Below are 25,811 nucleotides of genomic sequence, written 5' to 3' on the forward strand. Positions count from 1 at the left end.
ACAACAATTAACGTTATATTAAAAACTTTATTCGGCTTCTATGGCATGATATAAAGTATTTAATTTCTCTTTCCATTCTTCTAAACGGCTGTGTTTTAAACTGACACCCGATAACGAATTTAATAACACGGCAATCGTGCTGCCATTATGTAATAAAGCCGTGCTAATCGGCGACAACCAACCCATTGCCGCACCCAAAGCCACCATCGAATTGGCGGCCGTAGAAATCACAAAATGTTGCTCAATCATTTCTACGGTTTTATTGCTTAATTCTTTGGCATAAAGCAGTGTTTCTAAATGATCAGCTAATAAAACAATACTGGCGGTGGCGCGTGCCAAATCCGCGCCTCGCGGCATGGCAATTCCCACATGCGCTGAAATTAATGCCGGCGCATCATTAACGCCATCTCCTACAAAAGCGACGCGATAACCTTTTGCCTGCAATTCTTTAACGACTTTAGCCTTACTTTCAGGCACACATTCATAATAAACATCGTCCATTTTTAACTGTTCGGCTAAAGCAAGGGCTTTGTCTTTTTGATCGCCTGTTAATAAAATAAACCGTTCAAATCCCAATTGACGTAATTTTGCCAATACCGCAGGCGTTTCTGCGCGTAAATGATCGCGCAAAGCAATGACACCAATCGCTTGCTTTTCTAAGGCGAGATATAATAATGTTTTTCCTTCAGATTCTAGGCTTTTAATTAACTTGTTATATTTCGTTAAACTAATGCGATGATGTTCAGTGAGAAAATGCCGACTGCCGACAATTAAATGTTGCCCTTCCATTTGCGTGGTCAATCCATGCGCCACTAAATAATCCACATCTTCATGATCACGGTGTTTTAAATGGGCTTCTTTTGCGGTTTGCACAACGGCTTCAGCAATAGGATGGGTCGTGTGTTCCTCAACGGATGCCGCGAGAGCCAATAATTGTTCTTTTGTCCATTTTCTTTCGTCAAAAGAAATCACATCTGTGGTTTCTAATAAGCCTGTTGTTAGCGTGCCTGTTTTATCAAAAATTAAGGTATCGGCTTGTTGTAAATTTTCTATGGCTTGGCCGCCGCGAAATAACACGCCATGCGTTGCTCCGCGATACATGGCTGATTTAATCGCCACGGGCGTTCCCAATTTAATCGCACAAGCGTAATCGACTAAGAAAACCGCCGCCACCCGCTGCCAATCCCGCGTTAGCACGTAAACCAAGCCCCCCAGACCCAAAGTGTATAGCACGCGCTGATCTGCCAGCGTTTCCGCGACACATTGCGCCGACGAGCGTTTATTCAGGGATTCTTCGATAAATTGACGAATACGTGATGTAGTTGTATTTTCGCCGACTCGTCGCGCTTGTATTTTTAAACGCCCACTTTCTAATACCGTCCCCGACATGACGCGATCCCCGATTTCTTTACGCACGGGGATATTTTCACCCGTTAAAGAAGCCTGATTGACTTCCGCAATGCCTTCAATGACTTTTCCATCCACAGGAATCATATCTCCCACGCTAATCATGACCACATCGCCTTCAGTAATGTGATCGCTGGGAATTTCGATAAAAGTGCCGTCGCGTTCTACCCATGCTTTACTGGGTAATGGATGCAATAAATGGCGTAATAAGGCATCGGATTGATAATCGGTTTTTTCTTGTAAATATTCGCCTAATGCCAATAAGCTATTCGTCGTCATTGCGGTAAAATAAGACCCGCGCCACGCCGCTAATCCCACCGCTAATCCATCTAATACTTCAACTTTAATGCCTTCTTGTAATAAAGTGTGTGCGGCTTTGCCTAAAGTTGGCGCAATCATGAAATAAGTCAATAAGGCTTTAAACGGGGGTTTTAACCACGGCGTAATTAACAAGGTCAATCCAGAAATCAATACCCGTCCTATATCGGGAGGATTTCGCGGCGCAATTGTCATTGCATATTGTGGACAATTTTCAGGCGTTAAGCTTTGGCAGGCTTGAAGAAAAGCAGTTTTTGTTTCCATTCGCCCATCATAGTCAAGAATAATCGTGGCCGCATAAGGGTTTAAGCGTACCGTGCGAATGCCTGCTTGTTGGGTAAAATAGATTTCTAAATAAGTTTTATCTAATTTCGGATATTCTTTTAATAAGCTGAGTTTTACCCTTAAACGATTCGGCAATTCATGTACAATTTTAACGCTGTGATTCATTCTAGTTATCACCTGATGATTAAATTTAAAATTCAGGGATAATATAATTTTTTACCTTATATTATCCCTTGATAAAAACAGCGATTATTTATGCTGTTCTTCGCTCTTAATTTCGGCTTCGGCATCGCGGAAACGTTCTTTCATTTCTTCAACGCCACCTTGGAATAAACTCCAAATTTTAACCACGGATTTAATTGCACTTTTTTGTACAGAATCGTTGGTTAATAAAAAAGTCGCGGACGCACCGACAATAGCACCTTTTAAAAAACGCTCATCTTTAAAATCAAAAAAGCTGGATAAACCATTGGATAATTGATGGGTTAAAGTATAATTAGGATGCGCGTGCATCAGCGGATAAATTGGCGCATTGGGATAATAATGTGCGGGGTAATTTGGTGGATAATGTGGCGCATTTTGTGCGGCATAATGCGGCGGATAATAAGCAGGCTGTGCGGGCGCAGGTTGGGCGTAATAAGCGGCATGTGGCGGTTGTGCTTGGGGTGTAGCGTATTGCGCAGCGTATTGTGCGTGGGACGGATACGGCGCAGCGGGCGGAGGCATCATGGGCGCATTTTGTGGATGAGTGTATTGCGCTTGTTGGACGGGCTGACCGTGTTGACAAGCGTGCGCATAAGCAGGCGCGCCTTGAGGATTCGCGTTAGTCGCCGCCATGGCCGCGGCCATTGCATCAGGTGGCATTCCCGTGTCATTCGGATTCATAAAAAAACTCCAGAAAAATGAAAAGGTTAAGCAGAACGATTCTGCATGACGTACAATAATGCCGTTCCCGTTAAGAACATCACGGCACTGTTAGACAATGGATTTTTCACGCCCAAGCCTTCACTGACTACGGTCACGCCCGCGGTGGCGAGGCTTCCTGCGACCGCACCCGCAAGAATGTCCCCGATTAAACCCGCGTCGGGCGTAGTATTATTTTTTAAATGAGAAGCGGTCGCGCCTGCCGCGCCCATCACCGCACCCACCCACGCCGCTCGTTTGACAGAAGAAGACAGCACAGGCGCGGATACGGGTGGATAAGCAATAGGATAAGTCATTGGAAAATAAGAATAAACCATAAAAAAACCTCGCTGAGATCAAGAAGACAACACCACATCACGCACAGCTAAACTGGCTTGCCAGCGTTCAATTAAGCCGTTTACATCTAATTGCGGTTCGTATTCTTTTATCCACTGCTCCCATAATTGTGGAGCAATCCAGTCTGGATCGTATTCAATTACAATTGATCCCACCACTAAATTAATACGCACATCAAGAATACCGCGAATCGAACGAACACGTTGCACTAATGTATCTGCTTGTTTTGCAATGGGATGTTGCAACACGCTGGGCGATAAGCGCAGGCGAATTCTGCCGTGAATGTGATGGACAACGTGAAAATAAGTCGTCATTTTGTTGCCTTCGTTAAAATTTTTGTGAAGAGATGCCAGAGCAAGTAAACGTCAAACCCTACAAACAATCTAAATGATAATGGTTATCGTGTAGATTGTCAAAATATAATCACACTCATTGGGGAGATTGGGAACGAGGGGAATAGATGAATACAAAAAAAGGCGAACATGGAAGTTCGCCCTTATCTGAATGAAGAAATCAAGAAATTAAGACATTAATCAACTTTAGGAATAAACGTCAATCCACCGTCATCAATCGGAGATAAGGTATTGACTTCCTTAACATAATTAATGAAAGATTCGGCATAATCAAAGAAAGTATCCACCCGTTTTTCGGTAGGAACTCGCCCGAAGGCTAAATAACCATCTCCACCCGATGCACTAAATGAATTTGTCCCTACGCGATACGTTGCTTGTAAATCAATGGCTTGCCATTCATTTGTCGCTTTGTTTTTCACTTCTAACACAGTGACACGTTGGCCAGCGGCTTGATTCATGTCAATGGTATAACGAATACCGTAAGCATAAGGGAATGATCCCGATGAGCCGCCATTGTCGAAATGATTAATTAAGGCTTCTTCTAAAACTTGCTTCACTTCTGCGCCGCTCATTTCTAATAAATAAATGGTATTGCCAAATGGCAATAAAGTATAAGCGGTTTGCATGGTTATCGCGCCTTTTACCACATCAATTCGCACGCCGCCTGCGTTTTGAATCACTAAATCAGGATTGTATTGACGACTGGCTAATTGCTGAAAAAATCCTTTCGCCACTAAAGGCGCAATTAAGCTGCCTTGTGCCAATTCAATACCCGATGAATGACGGCCAGGAATTCGGATATGCAATAAGTCTTCTTTTGCCTCGCCAATTTCCTGTTTAGATAACACATCGACTTGTTCAACATAACGGGCTAAAATTTCGCTGACTTCTGGGTCTGGCGTGACAATTTCTACATTAGGCATTTGGGCAATTTTTTGTTCAATATTTGCCCACGTTTCTTCATTAACCAATTCGCCATTTTGTTTAAATTGATCGCCTAATAATAACGTGGGTGTGCCAAGGCATTCTGTCACCACGCCATTATCATCAAATTTAACCGTCAAATGTCCCAACACATAGCCATATTGCCACGCATGAGCAACACAAACAGGCTCTTGACGCGGAGAGGATACAATCGTGGGGTAGCTGCCTTCAGATGTTAAACCCACTTCGGTAAAATCGCCCAATAAGGTATGCGAATCGCCACCCAAAATCACATCAATTCCCGCCACTTGCAAGGCCATGGCTTGTTCTTGATTGTAGCCGTAATGGGTTAAATAAATAATTTTATTAATCCCTTTGGCTTCTAATTCGGCCGTGATGCGTTTTGCGGTTTCTATTTCATCAGAAAAGGTTAAATCTTTACCCGGAGAAGAACTGATTAATGTTTTTAAAGTATTAATCCCCACAATCGCCACGGATTGACCGTTAATATTCTTAACTAAATAAGGTTCAATAGGTCGGGTTAATTGGCTTGGATTTAAGTCTTCACTTTGAGAAAAATCAATATTCGCAGTTACAATGGGGAATTGCAACTGATTTAGGAACGTTTTTAATTGTGCATTGCCATCATCAAATTCATGATTACCCAATACCATTGCGTCAAAATCAATCGCATTCATGACAGCCGCATCTGCTTCGCCTTTAAACAGCGAATAATAAAGCGTTCCCACAATCGCATCGCCGACATGAAACACCAGTGGATTTTCCACTTGACTGCGTAATTCTTTAATTTTCGCAGCCATTCGCGCAAAACCTGCAAAATTAACTTGTGTGGTGACTCCATCAAATTTTAGGTTAATGTTTTCTTCCACCAAATGCGAATGGTGATCGTTAATGTGGAGTAAATTTAACGTTAAAGGAGACTTAATTGCATCTTCAGCCACATAAGTTAATTCGGGTAATTGAAAATACCCGCCATTAACATGTTCTGCATCTAAAGCCACAGTGAATTGAGTGTGATGCGTTTTGCCAAAAACATCTAATTGTGGAATATGCAGCAATAAATTCGTGCCATGCTCCATTAAGCGAGTGCCACATTGGGAAGTCGTTGGCGTGCAAGTGGCGGGAGAAACTTGCCCCAAATCCCAATAAGCCCGTTTCTCATTATCCGCTTTAAATAATAATTCCACACTCAAGGCCATATCCTCTGCCATATAACAGGGAATATGGATATTTAATTGCGCATCAACATAAGGGATTTGACAGTTTTCTTCGGCTGTCACCGCACCCATACCAAAATTTAAATTCAATGCTAAAAACGCATTGAAGAAAATAAATATTTTTCTCATTGAAACCTCTGTTTTTACCGTTAAAAAAGTACCTATTTATCATATTAAGATGGCAAAGCAATGACACTGTTGGATTACCCATAGCTAACATCTTGTTTTTAAGCACTTCAGCATTTTGGACGCGATTTTGCTATCATTAAAGCAATGACTGATCAGTTTTTAACAAAAGGACGTTTAATCAATGAACACTCGACAATCCCTTGCACTGCTGCTAGTCGGCCTATTGTGCTGGGGTCAATGGGCTTATGCAGGCGGCTTTGGCACCAGTACGCCTGACGATTGGCTGCCTGAATTGACCTTGCATCAAGTGGGCGTTCCGGCGGAGGCGTTAAGTTTACCTTATCGGGTAGAGCGGGATCGCGGTTTGATGGGCAGTTTGCCTCCCTCAGATCGTCGCGCCCACGGTGTCATTTACACCAGAGAAATTAATGAAAATAGTCGCATTGATTTTTTAATCAGTGGCATTCGCAACGATGTCCCGGTTGATATTTTTCTCGCTTACAGCACACGCCCCGGAGAATTTCCTATGCCCGTGCGCGTGGGAGAATTTCGCCTTGACATGCCCACGATGCAAATTATCGCGGGTGTTTCCGCGCCACCGGTAAACCATTATTTACAACACGATCCTACGCCCATCGGTCGCGCCACAGCCATGACGCGCGCTGTGACTTTGACGGTATGGCTGTCTGATTTAAACGCCCCCCAATTGCAAAGTAATGAATTGTTTTTTCAAGCATTGGCTTTGCCCGCGGGGTCGCTGGATTTAAAAGAAGCTCAAGCCTCAGAAGTTGATCATTTTCTCATTGAGCGGCATCAAGTTCGACGATTGCCACCTGATTTTGAGTAGACGGCAGTCGCCGCTTTATCTTTCCTAAAAGTGCCGAGCGGTTTGGTTTAACCGTTCGGCACGCTTGTTTTAACCCCTTGTCATGCTTGTAAAATCACTGCTATGAATACTGCTTTTGAAACTTATGATGTCATTGTTGTTGGCGGCGGCCATGCGGGAACAGAAGCTGCTTTGGCGGCGGCTCGTTTGGGCGCGAAAACGTTGTTATTGACCCATAACATTGAAACGTTGGGACAAATGTCTTGTAATCCAGCTATCGGTGGCATTGGCAAGGGACAATTGGTCAAAGAAATTGATGCCTTAGGCGGTTTAATGGCACACGCCGCTGATTTGGCAGGAATACAGTTTCGCCAACTCAACGCCAGCAAAGGCCCCGCTGTACGCGCCACCCGTGCGCAAATTGATCGCCAACGTTATAAAAAAGTGGTTCGCGCTGCCTTAGAAACACAAACGAATTTGCAGTTATTTCAACAAGCGGTTGATGATTTAATCATTGAAAATGATCAGGTTAAAGGCGTAATTACTCAAATGGGTTTGCGCATTTATGCGCATGCGGTGGTTTTGACTGTTGGGACATTTTTGGCCGGACGCATTCATGTGGGTTTAAGTCAGCATCGCGGCGGACGCGCTGGAGAACCGCCGTCATTAAGTTTAGCCGAAGCCTTGCGGGCTTTGCCTTTTCGGGTGGAGCGTTTGAAAACGGGAACGCCTCCGCGTTTAGATCAACGCAGTTTAGATTTTAGCGTGATGCAGCCGCAACCCGGTGATGATCCTGTGCCAATTTTCTCTTTTTTGGGAAACGCAGAACAGCATCCGCCGCAAGTGATGTGTCACATTACGCATACCAATACCCGCACGCATGACATTATCGCCAGTGGTTTAGACCGTTCACCGCTTTATACGGGCGTGATTGAGGGCATTGGGCCGCGTTATTGTCCTTCGATAGAAGATAAAATTGTGCGTTTTGCTGATAAATCTTCACATCAGATTTTTATGGAGCCAGAGGGTTTAGATACATTTGAAATTTATCCCAATGGGATTTCTACCAGTTTGCCGTTTGACATTCAGGTGGCTTTGGTGCGTTCGATGCGCGGTTGTGAACAGGCGCATATTACACGACCCGGTTATGCGATTGAATATGATTTTTTTGATCCGCGTGATTTAAAACCCAGTTTGGAAACGAAAGCCGTTGCCCATTTATTTTTTGCAGGTCAAATTAACGGCACAACGGGCTATGAAGAAGCAGCCGCACAAGGTTTAATTGCGGGCTTAAATGCGGGCTTATTGGTACAAGGAAAAACGGCATGGACTCCGCGTCGAGATGAGGCGTATATTGGGGTGTTAATTGACGATTTAATTCGTTTGGGAACTAATGAGCCTTATCGAATGTTTACCAGTCGTGCCGAATACCGTTTATTATTACGCGAAGACAATGCGGATTTGCGTTTAACCCCAAAAGGACGAGAATTGGGATTGGTGGATGATTTCCGTTGGCAAGCCTTTGAAACGAAACAACAAGCGATTGTGGCTGAACAAGCGCGTTTAAGTCAATTATGGATTCACCCTGATAATCCTGCTTTGGCGAATTTTCCCAGTGCGGTGCGTCGGGATGTGTCGGCGATTGAGTTATTGCGGCGGCCGGAACTCAGTTATCAAGATTTGTTGCGTTTACCAGAAATTGCGCCCGGTGTGGCTGATCCGCGAGTGGCTGAACAAGTGGAAATTCAGACCAAATACGAAGGCTATATTGAGCGTCAAGCGGTGGAAATTGCGCGTTTACGTCGTTATGATGAGACGATTCTGCCAGATGGTTTTGATTATGAAGGGATTAGTGGGCTTTCGACGGAGATTCGCCAGAAATTAGTGCGACATCGCCCTACGACTATCGGTCAGGCTTCACGGATACCGGGCATGACTCCCGCTGCGATTTCGTTATTATTAATTTTTCTGAAAAAACACGGTTATAGCCGTAAATCCAGTGAAGGAAATGATTTGGATAAAGTGGGGTGATTTTTTTGGGGATAAGGCGCGTTTTTTTGCGCCTTTATTTGCTTTTTTAAATCTTAAAATTTTCCCAAGTTAGGTAAAAATCGTGAATTATAATCGACTAGAAAAATACAAGCTATGGATAGACAGTAACGACGCAATACAAATTGCGAAACAAAAAAATAATGCAAAATTACTCTTCCAATTCATAGATGATGGATATTGTGTTTTGCCTAAGAAAATTCCATCTGCACTCATTGATAATACGTGGAATAGCTTGGAAAGTGCCCTAAATACAGGTTTTGACTTGACCTGTCATAAAGAAGGTATTGGATGTTTCTCAAGCTTGAATGAAAACATCATGAATGAGATAGGTGGTAGATATTCGGTACATGATTTTCATCAACATTCTGAAGATTTGTTACAAATCGTTACCAATGATCTTCTTGCTGATTTTCTTATAGAGGCTTTTGGAAAAACGCCTATTTTAATGCAGTCACAGATGTTTCGTCTTGCTTCACATAAAGGTGCTCATGCCGATTATGTGTATCAGCCTTTTGATAATCCAGTCCATTCTATAACTTGTTGGATTGCTGGCGAAGACATATCAGAGAACTCAGGCGCATTATTTTTTTATCCACGTTCTCATCATTTAAGTCCATATACATTTTCTAATGGAAAATTATTGTGGGATGGGTCGGATAAGGATTTAACTCAGATGAAAAAGTATCATACTGAATTGGAGAATATATGTGCTAATTCTGGTTTGCAAAAAAAAAGCTTTATTGCCACTAAGGGGAAGTATTGCTACTTAACTCCAAACTCGTACATGGTAGTTCTATCGCCTCATCTAACATAATTACTAGAAAGAGTTTCTCTTTACATTTTTCCTGCATGGATTCTTTTTTATATAAAAATTTTCCGATATATGAAGATTCAACACTACATTACCGTAATGGCATTGCATATAATTCAAAAGGCCACTGGTTAGGGCAGGGTGCTAAAATTTTGTTTGAAGATATTAGAGCCTGTCGTCATGAAATCACAGATGACGTAACCTAGAGGCTGTCGTCACAAATGGATAAATGGTAGAATCTGAGTCAATAAAGCAACAGAGAAGTATGTAGAAATGGAAGGTTGTCAGGGGCGGAGTACCGCCACCCGGTATGCCAAAAATACCGACTCCTTTCTCGCTGCTGCACAAATTCGATGCCTCTTTCTTTGGTTACAAATCTTGTGACGACACTGCCTAGGTAAGGCAAAAATAGGCAACAAAAAAAGCCTGCTGACTATCCATAAAAAGTTATCAGAAAAATCATCAAACTCCATTATGGCTTTTTATGTAGCAGGCGTTAGTGTTGGTAATTATAGCGTTTTTTGGCAGAAGTTCAAATTTGAAAAGTAATTGTGTAGTAAATCTACTACACATTAAACCGAAAGTGCATCACATCGCCATCTTGCACAATGTATTCTTTGCCTTCTAAACGCCATTTTCCTGCTTCTTTCGCGCCTTGTTCTCCCTTATACGCGACAAAATCCGCGTAAGCAATCACTTCAGCCCGAATAAAACCGCGTTCAAAATCCGTATGAATCACGCTCGCGGCTTTGGGCGCAGTCGCACCAATGGGAATTGTCCATGCACGAACTTCTTTTTCCCCTGCGGTAAAATACGTTTGCAAACCCAATAAACCATAACCCGCTTGAATCACGCGATTTAAGCCCGGCTCACTCATGCCCATCGCTTCTAAAAATTCGGCACGCTCTGCGGGGTCTAAGCGCATCAATTCCGCTTCCGTCGCCGCGGATACGGTCACCAAGCCTGCGGATTCTTTCGCCGCTAATTCCGTTACCGCATCCAAATAAGGATTATTAATAAAACCATCTTCATTGACATTCGCCACGTATAAAACAGGTTTAAAAGTCAATAATTGTAACGTTTTAATAAAAGCCGATTCCGTTTCATCTAAAGGCAAATGACGCGCTGAATAACCTTGATCTAAATGCGCGTGCATTCGTTCTAATACGGCTTTTTGCGCTAACATTTCTTTATTGCCGCTTTTAGACTGTTTTTGTGCGCGTTGCAAAGCACGATCAACGGTGTCTAAATCGGCTAAACCTAATTCGGTTTGAATCACTTCAATATCAGCCAATGGATTGACTTTACCCGCCACATGAATCACATCATCATTGTCAAAACAACGCACTACGTGCGCAATGGCTTGTGTTTCTCGAATATTGGCTAAAAATTGATTGCCTAAACCTTCGCCTTTCGACGCGCCTGCCACCAAACCCGCAATATCCACAAATTCCATTGTGGTAGGAATAACCCGTTGTGGTTTGACTAAGTCGGCTAAAATATCCAAACGCGCATCAGGCATGGCGACAATACCCACATTGGGATCGATGGTACAAAACGGATAATTTTCCGCTTGAATTCCTGCATTCGTTAGCGCATTAAATAAAGTGGACTTTCCCACATTCGGCAAGCCAACAATTCCACATTTAAAACCCATAATTTTTCCACTCTAATTTAATCATTTTTAACGATGTAATTGTTGCATCGCTTTATTGAATTCTCCCGCGAATAATAACGGTATCACCGCAAGACTGCGTGTAATCGCCTCATCCATCGCGTGGCGATCCGAATCCGTAGGCGCGGATAAAACGTAATCAACTACCTGATCCCGATGGCCGGGATGGCCAATCCCTAAACGTAAACGAGAAAATTCCGCACTGGCCAACTGCTGCACCGTGTCACGTAATCCATTATGACCGCCATGGCCGCCACCAACTTTTAATCGCACCGTACCGGGCGACAAATCCAATTCATCATGGGCGACAAGAATCGCATTCACGGGAATTTTATAAAATTGCGCCATGGCTTGAATCGCCACGCCACTGCGATTCATAAATGTCTGCGGTTTCAATAACCAACAGTCAATATCTGCCGTCTGAATACGCGCCACTTCTCCCGAAAAACGCGATTCTGTGCGAAAACTCAAGCGATAATCCCGCGCCACCGCATCCACGAACCAAAAACCCGCATTGTGTCGAGTATTCGCATAACGACCGCCGGGATTGCCTAAGCCAACCACTAAGCCAATGGACATGGGTTCATCCTCGCCATTTTTAGCCTAAGAATAAAAACATAAAGCCCAATTCGCCATTAAATGCGAATTGAGCCGATGTTTAAGCACTAAAAAACATCTACGCCGTGCGAAATTACGCCGCGCCTTCTTCTTCTTCAGTGCCGTGGCCACCGCCATGCGCAGAAACAGAAACGACGGGCTGATCGTGGGCTTCACCGTGAGATAATTCTACCAATTCTACCCCTTCAGGTAACACTAAATCGGATAAATGTAACACTTGACCCACATTGACTTCTTTCAAATCGACTTCGATAAATTCAGGTAAGTTTTTGGGGAAACAACGCACTTCCACTTCATTCAACTGGTGAGAAATGCCGCCACCACCCAATTTCACGCCCACACAAATGTCTTCGTTGATGAAATGTAAGGGGACATTCATGGTAATCTTCTCACTTTCGCTGACTCGTTGTAAGTCAAAATGTAAGGGATTACCATTGGTAGGATGACGTTGTAAGTCTTTCAATACCACTTGTTGGCTTTGCTCATTGAGTTGCAGCGTTAAAATATGGCTGTAAAACGCTTCATTTTGCAAGTGCTTGTTCAATTCGTGAAAACGAGTGGACAACATCACGGGTTCTTGTCCCACTCCACCGTATAAAATACCGGGAACTAAGCCCCCACGACGCAGGCGGCGGCTCGCACCTTTCCCTGTATCGCTGCGTGGCAGGGCATTGATGGTAAAATCTTCGGTACTCATTAATATATGCTCCAAATAAAAATGCCTTAATGGCTTATCAGAAATAATAATAACACCGCGACCAGTGTTATTTCGGGTAAAAACGGTTTTAAATGCTTAACTGATTGAAATTACTCAGAAAATAAGGAACTCACCGATTCTTCTTCACTAATACGGCGAATGGTTTCACCGAGTAATTCGGCCACACTAAGCGGGCGAATTTTGGCGCAATTTGCAGCTTCAGGACTGAGGGGAATGGTGTCTGTCACCACTAAACTGTCTAAACCGGATTGCTCAATGTTTTGCACTGCATTGCCAGATAACACCGCGTGAGTACAATACGCATGAACTTGAGCCGCGCCGTGTTCTTTTAAGGCATTGGCGGCTTCGCGCAACGTGCCTGCGGTATCCACCAAGTCATCAACAATAATACAACTGCGGTTTTCCACTTCCCCAATAATATTCATCACCTTAGCCACATTGGCCTTAGGACGACGTTTATCAATAATCGCCAAATCAGCATCATCTAAATGCTTGGCCATGGCTCTGGCACGCACGACTCCGCCCACATCGGGAGAGACTACAATTAAATTGGGATAACGTTGTTTTTTAATGTCGTGCAGCAAAATAGGCGAGGCGTAAATATTATCGACGGGCAGATCAAAAAAACCTTGAATCTGATCGGCATGTAAATCCACCGTTAAAACGCGATCCGTTCCCACACTGGTGATCATATTGGCCACTAATTTAGCGGTAATCGGCACCCGTGCCGAACGCGGACGGCGATCTTGCCGTGAATAACCAAAATAAGGAATAACTGTTGTCACACGACCTGCGGAAGCCCGTTTGACCGAATCCACCAAGACCATTAATTCCATTAAATTGTCATTGGTAGGGGCGCAGGTGGGTTGGATAATAAAGACATCTTTACCGCGGACATTTTCTTGAATTTCGACCATAATTTCGTCATCGCTAAAACGACCGACGATGGCCATACCCAGTGGGATGTGCAGATAACGCGCAACCGCCTCAGCGAGCGCGGGGTTAGCATTACCCGTGAACACCATAATTCGGCTCACAGCTAAACTCCTGCGGATAGATTTGGCTATAAAATAAGGGCTTGCGAAAGGCTTTGTCAGAAAAGATTGGCTGGGGTACTAGGATTCGAACCTAGGAAATGACGGGATCAAAACCCGTTGCCTTACCGCTTGGCTATACCCCAGTAGGCGAAATTTGAGAGGATTAAGTGGTCACTTTATCACAAACCAGACACATGATGCAACCGTTTTTTTAACAAATCCAACTGCGCATGTGCCAGTGAACGGTGTGTTGCACGAGCGACAAAACACGACCACTGAGAAGGTACGTTATTTTGTACAGCCAATGCTTCGGACTGTTCCTCAAAACAGGCAAATAAACATGCCCCTGTACCGGTTAATCTTGCAGGCTGATACTGACTCAACCAATGTATGGCGTGATCGACTTCGGGATAAATCCGTCGCACCACAGGCTCGCACACATTGACACAACGCCCTGTAAGAAAGTCGGCTATTGTAATGGGGGGTTGATTTCGTGTCAAGAGTGGGTCTTGAAAAATTTGGGCGGTGGATACGGACACGCCGGGATGAATCACGCAATACCACATTTCTGGTAATTCAACAGGCTGTAATTTTTCCCCAATCCCTTCGCCCCACGCACTGTATCCGCGCACGAAAACAGGCACATCCGCGCCTAATTGCAGCCCTAATTCGGCCAATTGATCTTGACTCAATGACAATTGCCACAATTCATTTAATACCAATAATGTGGTGGCTGCATTAGAACTGCCGCCGCCTAAGCCGCCCCCTAAGGGAATTTTTTTATCAATGCGAATGTCAACGCCAAATGAAGTGCCGGTGTTTTTTTGTAATAATTGCGCGGCACGATAGCATAATTCATGTTCAAAAGGCAATTGTTTTAATTCATCTAATGTACTGTGCGAAGTAATGACTTTGTCGTGACGCAAAGTAAAATGCAATTGATCGCCATAATCAAGCAATTGAAATAAGGTCTGCAAACAATGATAGCCATCCGCACGACGCGCCGTAATGTGTAAGAATAAATTTAATTTGGCGGGTGCAAAACAAGTAACGGTGAATGAATTCATTTTTATTTTTTCCCAACATGTAATTTACTATGAAAATTGTCCAAGTATTAACAAAAGCTCCCGTCATGGGTCAAGTAAAAACTTGTTTAATTCCCCATTATGGAGAAGTGCAAGCGACTTTAATTTATCAAGCCTTATTATGGTCGCAATTAGAACGGATTATATCTGAAGAATGGACAGTGGAATTATGGTGTACGCCCGATGATCAACATCCATTTTTACAACAATGTGCGGCGCATTTTAACATACAAACTCAAGTGCAGCAGGGAGAAGATTTAGGCCAGCGCATGACTTATGCGTTATCAAATACGGGAGGCAGCGCGACATTATTAATTGGTTGTGATTGTCCAATGATTGATAAGGCGTTAATTTTACAAGGATTTAATGCCTTAGAACAGGCACAACTGGTTTTTTCGCCTGCGGAGGATGGTGGTTTTGTGTTGGTGGGTGCTACCAAAATGCCTACGAATTTGTTTACCGCTATGCGCTGGGGACAAACGGATGTAATGACCACAATACGGCAACGTTTGCGCCATCAAGGGCTTATTTGGTCAGAATTACCAACGCAATGGGATGTGGATTATCCCGAAGATGTGCAGCGGTGGCAAAGGGAGTTTGGAGGGAATTAAGGTGTGGGGGTTAATTGTTTTAATCGCGTTAAAAAATATTTGACCGCTAAAACCGTAAAATTAACCCCACATCATAAAAAATGATATGGGGTTATTTTTATGCGATTAACAAATTAAAATAATTTAAAACAATGGCATTTACGGCAATGGCGTAATGGTTTCTACATGAAACACATTAGGATTGATCGCCAATTGTCGCATGATGACAGCGTAAGACTTTGGCGGGGCAGCCAGCATTTGTCCCGTTGGAAGTACAACAACGCTGGGAACTTGAGCGCAAAGACTCAATTTACCGCCCGACCAGAATTGTGCCGTATTGTAGTCATAACGAGCATGTTCTGGGTTATAACCAGTTGAAAATTCTAAGAATTGTAAAGAATTATCAATGATCATAAAGTCGTCTATACCGGGTTGTTGCTGCAATTGTAAGGACACAACAGCAATTTGATCAGTCGGTTGTCCTGTAATCACGTCTAAAGTGGCTACGTCAATTTTAGGAATAGATACAGTACGAGTGGTGGTATCATAGGCAGCAGGGTTGGCACATCCCACAGCAGGCAAGACAGGAATTACAGGATTGCTTGGGTTTTGATTATCACCACCATCTGGCAACGTCGGAGTGACAATTGGATCAGTTGGTAAAGGTTGATTGGTAGTTGTGTCTGAAGCGACAAAGATAGCCTTTTCAGCTCTCGAAATTACCCCCTTGTCATCTGTGATCAGTAAAGTAACTATATATTGTCCAGGTGAGTCAAGAGTTATGCTTGTCGTAGCATCATTGGAAACTTGTTGGTCAGAAACAAACCACTGATAATCATTGACTGCCCCATCCACATCACTAGACTGAATTGCACTCATATCCACCAATAACGGAATAGTACCCTGCTGTGAAGTTGAGGTCGTGAACATAGCCAACGGTGGCTGATTATTGACAAACTGGTCGGAGTGCAGTTGCTTAATCTCTTGCTCTCTTAAAGAACGTCCGTAGATGCGCACCTCGTCCATCGTACCGAAAAATGGATTCTTGGAACTGCTGTAATTTAAGCGTTGTCCCATAAGGACAGGGTGGTTAGATTTAGCTAATCCTCGTTCATGCGACGAAGAGGGCATGGCATTGACATATCCGGTAACATGGCTTCCATTGTATCTCATAACAACATGTACCCATTGTCCCTCTGGAACAACAAGACCAGTATCTATAAAACCAGCATCACCCTGAGCCACTTGATAGAGGTTTAGGTATACGATCTGATATGTAATATTCATCTTACTGTAGCCGTAGTAATCAAAAGGAACGCCCCCAACTGGCCACAGCATAACGTAGAGTCTGTTGCCGGCCCCGATAGCTAAGGAATAGCTCTCCTCCTTGTTCATGATCACACATCTGTTGACAGAACAATCTTGCTTTCTATAAATCCAAGCAGATATCGTAAAGTTGTCTGGATTTAAGGATAGATTATGAGGAACATTGATAACATTGCTAACGCCGTTGAAATCATAAGCACTATTTGAGTCACCACCCTTGCCTGTAGTCAATGTTGCGCCTTGAACCGTTCCGTCATTTCTGTTTCCGCTTTCATCCATCGCACCGGCATTAAAAGGGTAGTAAGCCAGCAGACCATCGGGTATATTTGGAGTAACTGTTGACCGATCATAAGCGGTTAGACTCAGTATGGTTTCTGCCGCCTTATTCGAACAATTTACCAAATCGCTAAAACAGAGACGACCAGTTCTGTATAAACCTTGCATCTCAGAATTAAGAACCTCAAGCAATTGCTCTAATTGTTTTGCTCTGGCATTGGATAAAGGTAAAGATAGAGTTTCTCTAACTCTCTCAATGTCGGCAGTACGTTGTTCAAACTGAGCAGCCAGCAAATCACGGGCATTTTCAATTTCTGGTGTAGTCTCAACGGGCAAATTAGGGACATCAGGATCGATTTCTCTGTAATGCCGCTTTGAATAATTCAACACACCCGGTTGATTTTTCACACCAGCGATGAATTCAGGAGATGATATATAGGTTAATACATTGTCAACAACTTTTAAACAAGCTGTAGGATTAGACATAGGACAACTGACTAAAGCTCCATCATTCCCAAAAATTTTACCCAGTTGAGCGACATCACCTCCGATCTGGTGAGCGATGACCTCTATACTGCCATTTTGAATTGCAATTTCGCTTGTTCTGGACAATGCACTACCAAACTCTCCACTAAACTTGACTCCCAATTTCAGGGGAACTTTCTCACCACATGAGTTGCATATATCGAAGGTCTTGGAAATGGCAAGTTCTAAACTTGCACTGCTGCTCTTCTTGTACTCTTCATAAACTTCCAAATCTGAAAATTTGGCCTGAATAGTAACGAACAGCTTAACACCCTCTTCAGTCTGAAAAACAAAATGGTCGCCACAAATTTTCTTGAACTCACAAGCATCATGCTTAACTCGGTGAGCAACGCCAGACAAGGGGTCATTGCGATCAAGATCGAATCTACTGTGTCCTGTCTTGGCATCAAACACTAAGGTGAAGGCCTGTCCATAAGTATTACTTTTGATTCTCTGGGTATAAGAACGACTTGAGCTAAAACTGAGTTTAGAAATACCAACTTTCGTATTCTTGCTCCGATTCATCTCATAAAGAATCTTGTTGAGATCGGTCTCCAAGCGCAACTCTATCTTGGCTTCAGCCGCGCCAGGTTCATGCACTTTATTGCCAATGGCACAAGCCATAGGCATAAATTTGTCTCTATCAGAGTCGTATCCTCCTCCTATAAACGGTACATTACCATCATTGGGGTCAGTAAGATCGGCAGGAATGTTAGGACAAGCTGCTTCAACCGATGATACCAGTAAAAAAAGCAATCCAACTGTAATGATTTTATTCATCAGTTAAACCTCATTTTATGCCAATAGCAAAGTAACCAAATAGCGTTGATGATGCTAACAGCAATGGTATGGATGGAATTTTGGTGTAATCATATTTAACACCTATAAAGAAATACATATTCTGCTTACCACATCAATCCAAATCCTGCTAGAATGTCACTGAATCTAGGGTATAGATGATTACATTTAAATAATACATTATTTTTTGTAAAAAAAACCAGAGTCCCATAACTGTTATTTCAACTGTTCAGAGGCGTTATTTGATGGACGTTTCAGAAATATATAAAAAAATCAAGGCGATGCGTGTATTAAAAGAATGGTCGCAAGAAGAAACTGCCAATCGATTAAATTTAGCCGTGAGCAGTTATGCGAAAATAGAACGGGGAGAAACAGATATTAGTCTTTCAAGATTGGCACAAATTGCCGAAGTCATGGAAACCGATTTTGAACAATTATTGCAGCTTAATGAACGCAATGTTTTAAGTGTTTTAGAAGATTGTATTAATCATGGTAAAATAAGCAGTAAATTTTTAGGTAATAATATTTTTTTAACAGAAACTGAATGTGTCCATGAATTAGAAAAGTCACAATTATTATTAAAAGAACGTGAAAAAGAAATCTTTTATCTAAAAGAACAAGTTACTCATCTTAAAGAAATGCTAGATTGGGCAAGATTAAAAGGACAATAACCCAAGTTGCTCAATACATAATTCCTTCCCATTTTTATTCCCCTGCTAAATAAAAACAACTGTACTGAAATAATATAATTTGTAAAATCCTTATTTTGTCAGAATCAGAATTTACAGACACAAGAATTTTCAAAATTGATTCTTGCAAGTTGTTTGTTTTCAATCGATTTTTTATTCTTTAATTCTGAAAATCCTAAAATTCTGTAAATTCTGATTCTGACAAAATTAAGAAACTACGCCATTACAGCGAAGAATGGATCGTCTGTCAAGGGCAGAGGCTGAAAAATTTACCTCGCAATAACCCCATTTTTTTATCAAAAAACTATTTACAAACGCGCTTAATTGAGTAAACATAATGCTTGATAAGTTAATTCTAACTTGTCAATCACGAAAATCAGACCTTGAGGAGGATTTATGCGAGCAGTTTTAAAATCATTGTGCTTAGGATGGATGGCGAGTGCGTTATTTGTGGGCGTGGCTGTGGCTGAAGAAGCCACTTTGACCACCGAAGACGCATTGAAGCTGATAACGGATAAAGGCTACATTTGCATGTCTTGTCACCAAGTTGAAACCAAAATGGTAGGCCCTTCTTACAAAGAAGTGGCTGAACGTTATCAAGGGGCAGACGATGAGACAAAAGCACGTCTGGCTTCCGAAATTATCAATGGCAAAATGGCCGATTTGTCTTGGGGGGCAGTGCCAATGCCTCCAAATCCCACGGTGACCGAAGAAGATGCCGCTGCTTTAGTGGCTTGGGTTTTGTCACTGGGCGCAAAAGCAGAATAATCACTGCGTGACTTTGATTTATCTCGGCTCATTCATAAGGGCATTGCCATGATGAATGAGCCGTTTTCTTTCTTTTAAATTATTTTTCTAATATCACCATGTCCAATTTATTATTGAACGAATTAAATGCACGTCAATTAATCGCGCAATTATCCGCTGATGCCGAATTAAAACAACATTTATCGGATGGCTGTCGCACGCTCTACGCAGGCTTTGATCCCACCGCCGACAGTTTGCATATTGGGCATTTGGTGCCATTATTGGTATTGCGTCGTTTTCAATTAGCGGGGCATCAACCGATTGCTTTAATTGGTGGCGCAACGGGATTAATTGGCGACCCTAGTTTTAAAGCCACTGAGCGGCAATTAAATACGGCTGAAACGGTGACACATTGGGTGGAACAATTGTCTCAACAATTGGCACAATTTCTTGATTTTAATTGCGGTCAACAGTCGGCAAAAATTGTGAATAATATGGATTGGACACGGTCTTTAGATGTATTGAGTTTTTTACGCGATATTGGCAAACATTTTTCTATTAATGCCATGATTCAAAAAGAATCTGTGAAGCAGCGTATTGAACGGGAAGGATCGGGCATTTCTTTTACCGAATTCAGTTATATGATTTTACAATCTTATGATTTTGCCATGTTAAATCGCCATTACCATTGCACTTTGCAAATTGGGGGCAGTGATCAATGGGGAAATATCACGGGAGGAATTGATTTAACGCGGCGATTAAATCAACAGACGGTTTACGGTCTCACTGTTCCCTTAGTCACAAAAGCCGATGGGACAAAGTTTGGCAAAACAGAAACGGGAACAATTTGGCTAAGTTCTGCTAAAACGTCGCCTTATCGTTTCTATCAATTTTGGTTAAATACTGCGGATGCTGACGTGTATAAATTCCTGCGTTATTTTACTTTTTTACCGCCTGCGCAAATTGATGAGATTGAAGCCGCAGATCGTCAAGCCACAGGTCGGCGCGAGGCGCAAAGTGTGTTGGCACGCGAGATGACGCGCTTTATCCACGGTGAGGTGGCTTTACATTCTGCCGAAAGAATCACCGAAGCTCTTTTTACCGATCAAGTGCAGACGTTAAATGCAGAGGAGTTGCGCCAATTAAAATTAGACGGAATGCCCAGCACGGAGTTAAATCAATCTCAAATCGCATTGGTCGATTTAATCGCCCTCACAGGTTTAGCGAAATCAAAAACCCAAGCCAGAGAATTTATCACTAAAAATGCAATTAGTGTTAATGGCGAAAAAATAAGCGATTTAAACGCCATGATTGAAGCCAATAAAGGCTTTTTTGGGCGTTATTTTATTGTGCGGCGCGGTAAAAAAGAATTTCATTTGGTTGATTGCATTTAAAACATAGAAAAAAGTTTTATTTTGCCTCTAAAAAAGGTTGCAATGCAGTGGTGGCTTTTTGAGTAAAACCTGTTTCAGTTTTGCTCAAAAATAACGCTGCTATTTGCTGTTTTTCGGCTAAAATAAAGGCTTTTTCTGTCCCTAATACCATAAAAGCAGTGGCTAATGCGTCGGCGGTCATCGCTTGAGGATGCAAGACAGTAACGGACACCAAATCATGCGCAATAGGCGCGTAATGAGTGGGATCAATGGTGTGGGAATAGCGTTTGCCTTCATGCTCGAAATAATTGCGATAATCGCCCGATGTGGCCACGCCAGTTTGTTCTAAACGAAGAACCTGCTGCACGGCACGACCTTCCGAAATCGGTTTTTCCACCGCAATTTTCCACGCTTCTCCTCTGGGATTGTGACCTTTTACGCGCAATTCTCCACCAATATCTACCATATAATGATTTATATTTAATGTTTCTAAATAATCCGCAATTCTATCTACACCATATCCTTTAGCAATGGCCGATAAATCCACATAAATTTGCGGATGATCTTTTTTAATGGCTGGAGAATTAAAACGCAAATTTAATTTTTCATAACCCACATAATCTTTTACCGCATCAATTGCAGATGGATGGGGCGGTTCTGTCACGATAAGATCGGGTCCAAATCCCCATAAATTCACCAATGGCCCCACAGTGACATCAAACGCGCCTTGACTCCATTCACTGATGCGCCGCGCCTCAGCAATAACGGTGAATAATTCGGGAGAAATGTCTACCCAATCTACTGATGAATTCTGATTAAAACGAGACAATTCTGAATCGCGTTGATAAGTGGACATTTTGGCATTAATATCTTGAAGTAGGGTATCGATATTAGTCTGCACTTCTTGGCTATTTAATGTCTCAGGTAAAGTGGGCAAAACAATGGTGTAATTTGTCCCCATCGTTGATCCCGTTAAACGCACTGGGGCAGTTTTAATTGCACCAGAATGATCGTCGCCATTATTACAAGCAGTCAGTAACAATAATAAACCCAATAATGTGATGTTTAATTTAAACAAGAAAATTCCCCTATCAAATAAATTAAGTAATCGTTTTCTCTGCCAATAAAGTTTCCCGCACAGAATCCGTACTGTCCAATAATAATTGGAATAATTCAGGCACGGGAGATAAATCGCCAGCTCTTGCCCATTGTTCCAATTGCTCACAGCGAGAAATCACGCTAATCACGCCTAAATTTTTACTTGCGCCTTTAAATTTATGCGCAGCTAAATAAAGGGCTTCGGCATTATTACTGGTGATGGCGGCTTCTATTTGTTTAAAATAATTAGGCAACTCATTTAAGTATAAATCAATCAAGCGATTCACGCCATTAATCTTAATTTCTTCTCGCAATTGAGACAGCACAGAATAATCTAAAATAGGCAATGCTTTAGTCCCAGAATTAACATTTAATGTTAAGCCTAATTTATGTGCCATTTCTTCTGGTGGCGTTAAAGCAGAAACCTCCTCAATAAGCGAACAATCAGGCAACCAATGTTGCAAAGTGCGCAATAATAATTCACGTGGGACAGGTTTCGTTAAATAATCATTCATGCCGATATTTAAACAACGCTCCCGCTCCCCGCTCATGGCATTGGCCGTTAAGGCAATAATGGGAATGAGTTGGCGTTGTTCAGCTTGTTCCCATTCGCGGATTTTAATCACAGTAGTAAAGCCGTCCATTTCAGGCATGTGGCAATCCATTAAAATAACATCATAAGTATTTTCTTTCACCATTTTTAAGGCTTCAATTCCCGTTTCTGCCACAGTGACCGTTGCCCCCAATCGCTGCAAACTTTCTTGAATAAATATCTGATTAATTAAATTATCTTCAGCCACTAAAATTCGGACATTCGTTTTAAAACGCAGATTCTTTTTCTCTGTTACTGGAGAAAGTTCTACTTTTTTCTGACGCATCACCATTCTTCCCGACATGGGAATGCTAAACCAAAAACGACTGCCCTGCATGAGCGCACTTTCTACGCCAATTTTACCCTCAAAAATCGCCACCAATCGCTTGCAAATCGCCAATCCTAAACCACTGCCACCAAATCGCCGACTGGGAGAATCATCGACTTGAGTAAATGGTTGAAATAAATGCGCTTGCGACTTTTCATCAATACCAATTCCAGTGTCTTTGACTTCAAACAATACTTGTAAATGATCGGTTTCAATGACCTGTAAATAGACATTAAATTCAATATGACCTTGATAGGTAAATTTAAGCGCATTATTCAGCAGATTATTAAGAATTTGTTGCAAACGCTGTGGATCACCTTGTACGGTATAATCAGACTCAAAATCAAAATGAGTCATAAAAACTAAATTCTTCGCTTCAATTAAAGGACGGAAAACTTGAGCAATATTTTCTAATAATTGTTTTAATTTAAACTCTTCATTGTGCAGCGTTAAGCGATTTGATTCTAGGCGAGAAAAGTCTAACACATCGTTAATAATGGCCAGTAAACTATGGCCTGAAATGCGAATATTATCAATATATTGTCTTTGCACTTCTGTGAGTGGCATTTCTGATAATAATTCTGCCATTCCTAAAATTCCATTAAGCGGCGTACGCACTTCATGACTCATCGTGGCGAGAAAACGACTTTTTGATTGATTAGCCGCCTCTGCCACATCTCTGGCTTGCTGCAATTCATATTCGGTTTGTTTTTGGCGAGAAATATTATTAATAAATGCCGCGAATTTTTTCTTACCATTCACTTCAAATTCGCCAATACTTAATAAAACAGGTACACGAGAACCGTCGCATCGCCGTCCAGATAATTCTCGGCTTTGATTATTCATTTGGCGTTTTCCTGTCTTAACATAACGGGCGATATAATGATCATGATATTGTGCGTCAGCCTGTTCCATTAATAGGCTGACATTTTTGCCCATTAATTCTTGTTCGGAATAGCCAAATAATAACTCTGTTGCCGCATTAACGCCCTCAATAATTCCTCTGTCATTAATCACCACAATACTGTCTGGCGCAATATCTAACATGGCTTGAATTTGTTGCTCTCGACTTAATACCACATTGCGTACTTGCTGCAATTCTTGTTGGGCTTCTTGCAGCACGCTTAAATCGGTATGCGTGCCAATCATTCGGCAAGGCATTCCTGCCGCATCCCATACCGCAATTCCTCGCGTTAAAATCGGTAAATAATGCCCTTCCCGATGGCGCAATCGATAAACAAATTCATAATTGGGAATAGCCCGCTTTAAATAAGCCTCACGAGTGGCTAATACTTTGTTATATTCCTCTGGATGAATTCGTTCTAACCATGTTTGATGTTGATTTGGCAATTCATTATCTGTAAAACCAAGCATTTGTTTCCAACGCGGAGAAAAATAAATTTCGCCTGTCTTAAAATTAAAATCCCATAATCCATCATTAGAACCGCGCACCGCTAATTCAAAACGTTCTTCACTTTGTTGCAATGATAATTGCATTTGTTTGCGCACAGTAATGTCAGAAAAAGAAGCAAATGCCGCATAAGGACGTTTAGCATTAGGATAAAATAAAGGTTGAGCATTAATGGATAACCATAAAATAGGTTGATTGGCGCGAATAAATCCCAATACTGTATCTGAGTTAGGTTTTCCTTCTCGCAAGGCACGTTGTACAGGAAAATGAGCGGCTGAAATGCTCTGTCCATTTTCTTCAATCACCTGCCAAGGAAAATCACTTAAACTACGGTTTTTTAATTCAGACAATTCCAGTCCCAAAATGCGAGCCGCACTGGGATTGGCTTCTAAAATAATTCCCTGCCGATCTTGCAAAATTAAACCTTCCTGCATGGAATTAATTAAAGCCTGATAATGCGCTGCATCTCCCGTTAATAATTGTTGGCGCAATTGGGCGTTTTCTTGGGCTAAATCAGTAATGCGCTGCTCCAACCATGCTAAACGCTGAATTAAATTGTGAGGCAGAGTGTGAAATTGACGGTTGTCTGAATTCATTAATAATGACCTGATGAATAATTTAATTTTTTTAATTATATACAAAACGACATGAATGATAAAAGAGTTGTCTTTCTATTTAAATCAAAAGAAACGCAATAAGTGGTACATATTCCTTGCTTACTTTGGGGAGATAAGCAAGGCAATCAATAGCCAATCGAAGCCAGTCGTGTTAATCTTAGTCGAGTTAAGCGAAGTCGCGTTTGGGGAAAGCGGTTTGGCTCGTGCTTAATGGTGATTTTACCTAATTTATATCAAAATAAGGAATATTTTAATAATGAAAACTAGAATTAAACGGGTAGAAAATGTCTGTTTAATGGCCGAGTCCGAGAGTGGGCATACAGTGATCATTGATGGCTCACCCGAAATTGGCGGGCGTAATTTAGGTGTGCGTCCTATGGAATTGATTTTAATGGGATTAGGCGGATGCACGACAATGGATGTCTTGAGCATTTTGAGTAAGCAACGTCAAGAAGTGACCGATTGTGTGATTCAAGTCAATGCCGAACGACGCGAAGCAGTGCCAAAAATATTTAGCGAGATTCACATTCATTTTGTAGTAACTGGGCGCAATTTAAGCGAATCATTGGTAAAACGTGCTGTTGATTTATCCGCAGAGAAATACTGCTCAGTTTCCGCCATGTTGCAAGCGACGGTGAAAATTACTTATAGCTTTGACATTGTGGAATCTACGCCTTAATGACTCTCTGAATCAGATTGAGATCA

21 protein-coding genes, 1 tRNA gene and 1 pseudogene are annotated in these 25,811 nt (G+C 42.1%); 9 read left to right on the forward strand and 14 right to left on the reverse strand.

Annotated features, from left to right (window positions below; genetic code table 11):
• Window positions 1-27: 27 nt before the first annotated feature.
• The 5 genes from TPSD3_RS04845 to nadN form a co-directional block, all read right to left on the reverse strand.
• Window positions 28-2,175, reverse strand: a complete 2,148-nt coding sequence (locus TPSD3_RS04845; RefSeq protein ID WP_086487464.1) for a heavy metal translocating P-type ATPase — start codon at window positions 2,173-2,175, stop codon at window positions 28-30.
• Window positions 2,176-2,259: 84 nt separating this feature from the next.
• Window positions 2,260-2,895, reverse strand: coding sequence for a hypothetical protein (locus TPSD3_RS04850; protein ID WP_086487465.1), 636 nt, complete (start codon window positions 2,893-2,895; stop codon window positions 2,260-2,262).
• Window positions 2,896-2,921: 26 nt separating this feature from the next.
• Entirely contained in the window at window positions 2,922-3,251 is a 330-nt protein-coding gene (locus tag TPSD3_RS04855) for a hypothetical protein (protein WP_086487466.1), read from the reverse strand.
• Window positions 3,252-3,269: 18 nt separating this feature from the next.
• Complete coding sequence (locus tag TPSD3_RS04860) at window positions 3,270-3,584, reverse strand: HMA2 domain-containing protein (protein WP_086487467.1); 315 nt, start codon at window positions 3,582-3,584, stop codon at window positions 3,270-3,272.
• Window positions 3,585-3,799: 215 nt separating this feature from the next.
• Window positions 3,800-5,914 (reverse strand): NAD nucleotidase, encoded by a 2,115-nt coding sequence (nadN, locus tag TPSD3_RS04865; protein ID WP_086487468.1) that lies wholly within the window; start codon window positions 5,912-5,914, stop codon window positions 3,800-3,802.
• A 181-nt stretch (window positions 5,915-6,095) separates the two neighbouring features.
• Here nadN and TPSD3_RS04870 point away from each other — a divergent pair, with 181 nt between their 5' ends.
• The 4 genes and pseudogenes from TPSD3_RS04870 to TPSD3_RS18300 all read left to right on the forward strand — a co-directional run.
• Window positions 6,096-6,761, forward strand: a complete 666-nt coding sequence (locus TPSD3_RS04870) for a hypothetical protein (RefSeq protein WP_086487469.1) — start codon at window positions 6,096-6,098, stop codon at window positions 6,759-6,761.
• Window positions 6,762-6,863: 102 nt separating this feature from the next.
• Window positions 6,864-8,771 (forward strand): tRNA uridine-5-carboxymethylaminomethyl(34) synthesis enzyme MnmG, encoded by a 1,908-nt coding sequence (mnmG, locus tag TPSD3_RS04875; RefSeq protein ID WP_086487470.1) that lies wholly within the window; start codon window positions 6,864-6,866, stop codon window positions 8,769-8,771.
• Window positions 8,772-8,853: 82 nt separating this feature from the next.
• Entirely contained in the window at window positions 8,854-9,606 is a 753-nt protein-coding gene (locus TPSD3_RS04880) for a phytanoyl-CoA dioxygenase family protein (RefSeq protein ID WP_086487471.1), read from the forward strand.
• 288 nt (window positions 9,607-9,894) lie between these two features.
• Window positions 9,895-9,987: pseudogene (locus tag TPSD3_RS18300) on the forward strand (IS5/IS1182 family transposase); the annotation flags it as partial.
• A gap of 181 nt (window positions 9,988-10,168) precedes the next feature.
• Here TPSD3_RS18300 and ychF read toward each other — a convergent pair.
• The 6 genes from ychF to ispE all read right to left on the reverse strand — a co-directional run bounded on the left by ychF (window position 10,169) and on the right by ispE (window position 14,718).
• On the reverse strand, window positions 10,169-11,260 hold the full coding sequence (gene ychF, locus TPSD3_RS04885) for a redox-regulated ATPase YchF (RefSeq protein WP_086487472.1): 1,092 nt from the start codon (window positions 11,258-11,260) through the stop codon (window positions 10,169-10,171).
• Window positions 11,261-11,287: 27 nt separating this feature from the next.
• A complete protein-coding gene (pth, locus tag TPSD3_RS04890) occupies window positions 11,288-11,857 on the reverse strand; it encodes an aminoacyl-tRNA hydrolase (RefSeq protein ID WP_086487473.1) in 570 nt (189 codons plus the stop codon).
• Window positions 11,858-11,969: 112 nt separating this feature from the next.
• Entirely contained in the window at window positions 11,970-12,593 is a 624-nt protein-coding gene (locus tag TPSD3_RS04895) for a 50S ribosomal protein L25/general stress protein Ctc (RefSeq protein ID WP_086487474.1), read from the reverse strand.
• 110 nt (window positions 12,594-12,703) lie between these two features.
• The gene (locus tag TPSD3_RS04900) at window positions 12,704-13,639 is read right to left on the reverse strand and encodes a ribose-phosphate pyrophosphokinase (protein ID WP_086487475.1); all 936 of its coding nucleotides are present in this window, start codon (window positions 13,637-13,639) and stop codon (window positions 12,704-12,706) included.
• A 79-nt stretch (window positions 13,640-13,718) separates the two neighbouring features.
• Window positions 13,719-13,794, reverse strand: a tRNA-Gln gene (locus TPSD3_RS04905).
• Window positions 13,795-13,830: 36 nt separating this feature from the next.
• Entirely contained in the window at window positions 13,831-14,718 is an 888-nt protein-coding gene (gene ispE, locus TPSD3_RS04910; protein WP_086487476.1) for a 4-(cytidine 5'-diphospho)-2-C-methyl-D-erythritol kinase, read from the reverse strand.
• A gap of 29 nt (window positions 14,719-14,747) precedes the next feature.
• On the opposite strand from ispE, the gene TPSD3_RS04915 reads away from it, so the two are divergent.
• Entirely contained in the window at window positions 14,748-15,347 is a 600-nt protein-coding gene (locus TPSD3_RS04915; protein ID WP_086487477.1) for a TIGR04282 family arsenosugar biosynthesis glycosyltransferase, read from the forward strand.
• 138 nt (window positions 15,348-15,485) lie between these two features.
• Here the strand turns inward: TPSD3_RS04915 and TPSD3_RS04920 are convergent, their stop codons facing one another.
• Window positions 15,486-18,233, reverse strand: a complete 2,748-nt coding sequence (locus tag TPSD3_RS04920; RefSeq protein ID WP_086487478.1) for a LamG-like jellyroll fold domain-containing protein — start codon at window positions 18,231-18,233, stop codon at window positions 15,486-15,488.
• A gap of 299 nt (window positions 18,234-18,532) precedes the next feature.
• Here TPSD3_RS04920 and TPSD3_RS04925 point away from each other — a divergent pair, with 299 nt between their 5' ends.
• From TPSD3_RS04925 to tyrS, 3 genes are all read left to right on the forward strand, one after another.
• Window positions 18,533-18,922, forward strand: coding sequence for a helix-turn-helix domain-containing protein (locus TPSD3_RS04925; protein WP_176329738.1), 390 nt, complete (start codon window positions 18,533-18,535; stop codon window positions 18,920-18,922).
• A 414-nt stretch (window positions 18,923-19,336) separates the two neighbouring features.
• Window positions 19,337-19,708 carry a c-type cytochrome gene (locus tag TPSD3_RS04930; RefSeq protein WP_217884384.1) on the forward strand — a complete coding sequence of 124 codons (372 nt, stop codon included), beginning with the start codon at window positions 19,337-19,339 and terminating at the stop codon, window positions 19,706-19,708.
• Between the two features lie 98 nt (window positions 19,709-19,806).
• Window positions 19,807-21,081 (forward strand): tyrosine--tRNA ligase, encoded by a 1,275-nt coding sequence (gene tyrS / locus TPSD3_RS04935; protein ID WP_086487480.1) that lies wholly within the window; start codon window positions 19,807-19,809, stop codon window positions 21,079-21,081.
• Between the two features lie 16 nt (window positions 21,082-21,097).
• Here tyrS and TPSD3_RS04940 read toward each other — a convergent pair whose 3' ends face one another.
• On the reverse strand, window positions 21,098-22,138 hold the full coding sequence (locus TPSD3_RS04940; RefSeq protein WP_217884385.1) for an FAD:protein FMN transferase: 1,041 nt from the start codon (window positions 22,136-22,138) through the stop codon (window positions 21,098-21,100).
• A gap of 22 nt (window positions 22,139-22,160) precedes the next feature.
• On the reverse strand, window positions 22,161-25,085 hold the full coding sequence (locus TPSD3_RS04945; protein ID WP_086487481.1) for a PAS domain-containing hybrid sensor histidine kinase/response regulator: 2,925 nt from the start codon (window positions 25,083-25,085) through the stop codon (window positions 22,161-22,163).
• Between the two features lie 277 nt (window positions 25,086-25,362).
• Here TPSD3_RS04945 and TPSD3_RS04950 point away from each other — a divergent pair, with 277 nt between their 5' ends.
• Entirely contained in the window at window positions 25,363-25,785 is a 423-nt protein-coding gene (locus TPSD3_RS04950) for an OsmC family protein (protein ID WP_086487482.1), read from the forward strand.
• Window positions 25,786-25,811: the final 26 nt, after the last annotated feature.

The sequence above is a fragment of the Thioflexithrix psekupsensis genome (assembly GCF_002149925.1).
In the GTDB taxonomy this organism is placed as follows: domain Bacteria; phylum Pseudomonadota; class Gammaproteobacteria; order Beggiatoales; family Beggiatoaceae; genus Thioflexithrix; species Thioflexithrix psekupsensis.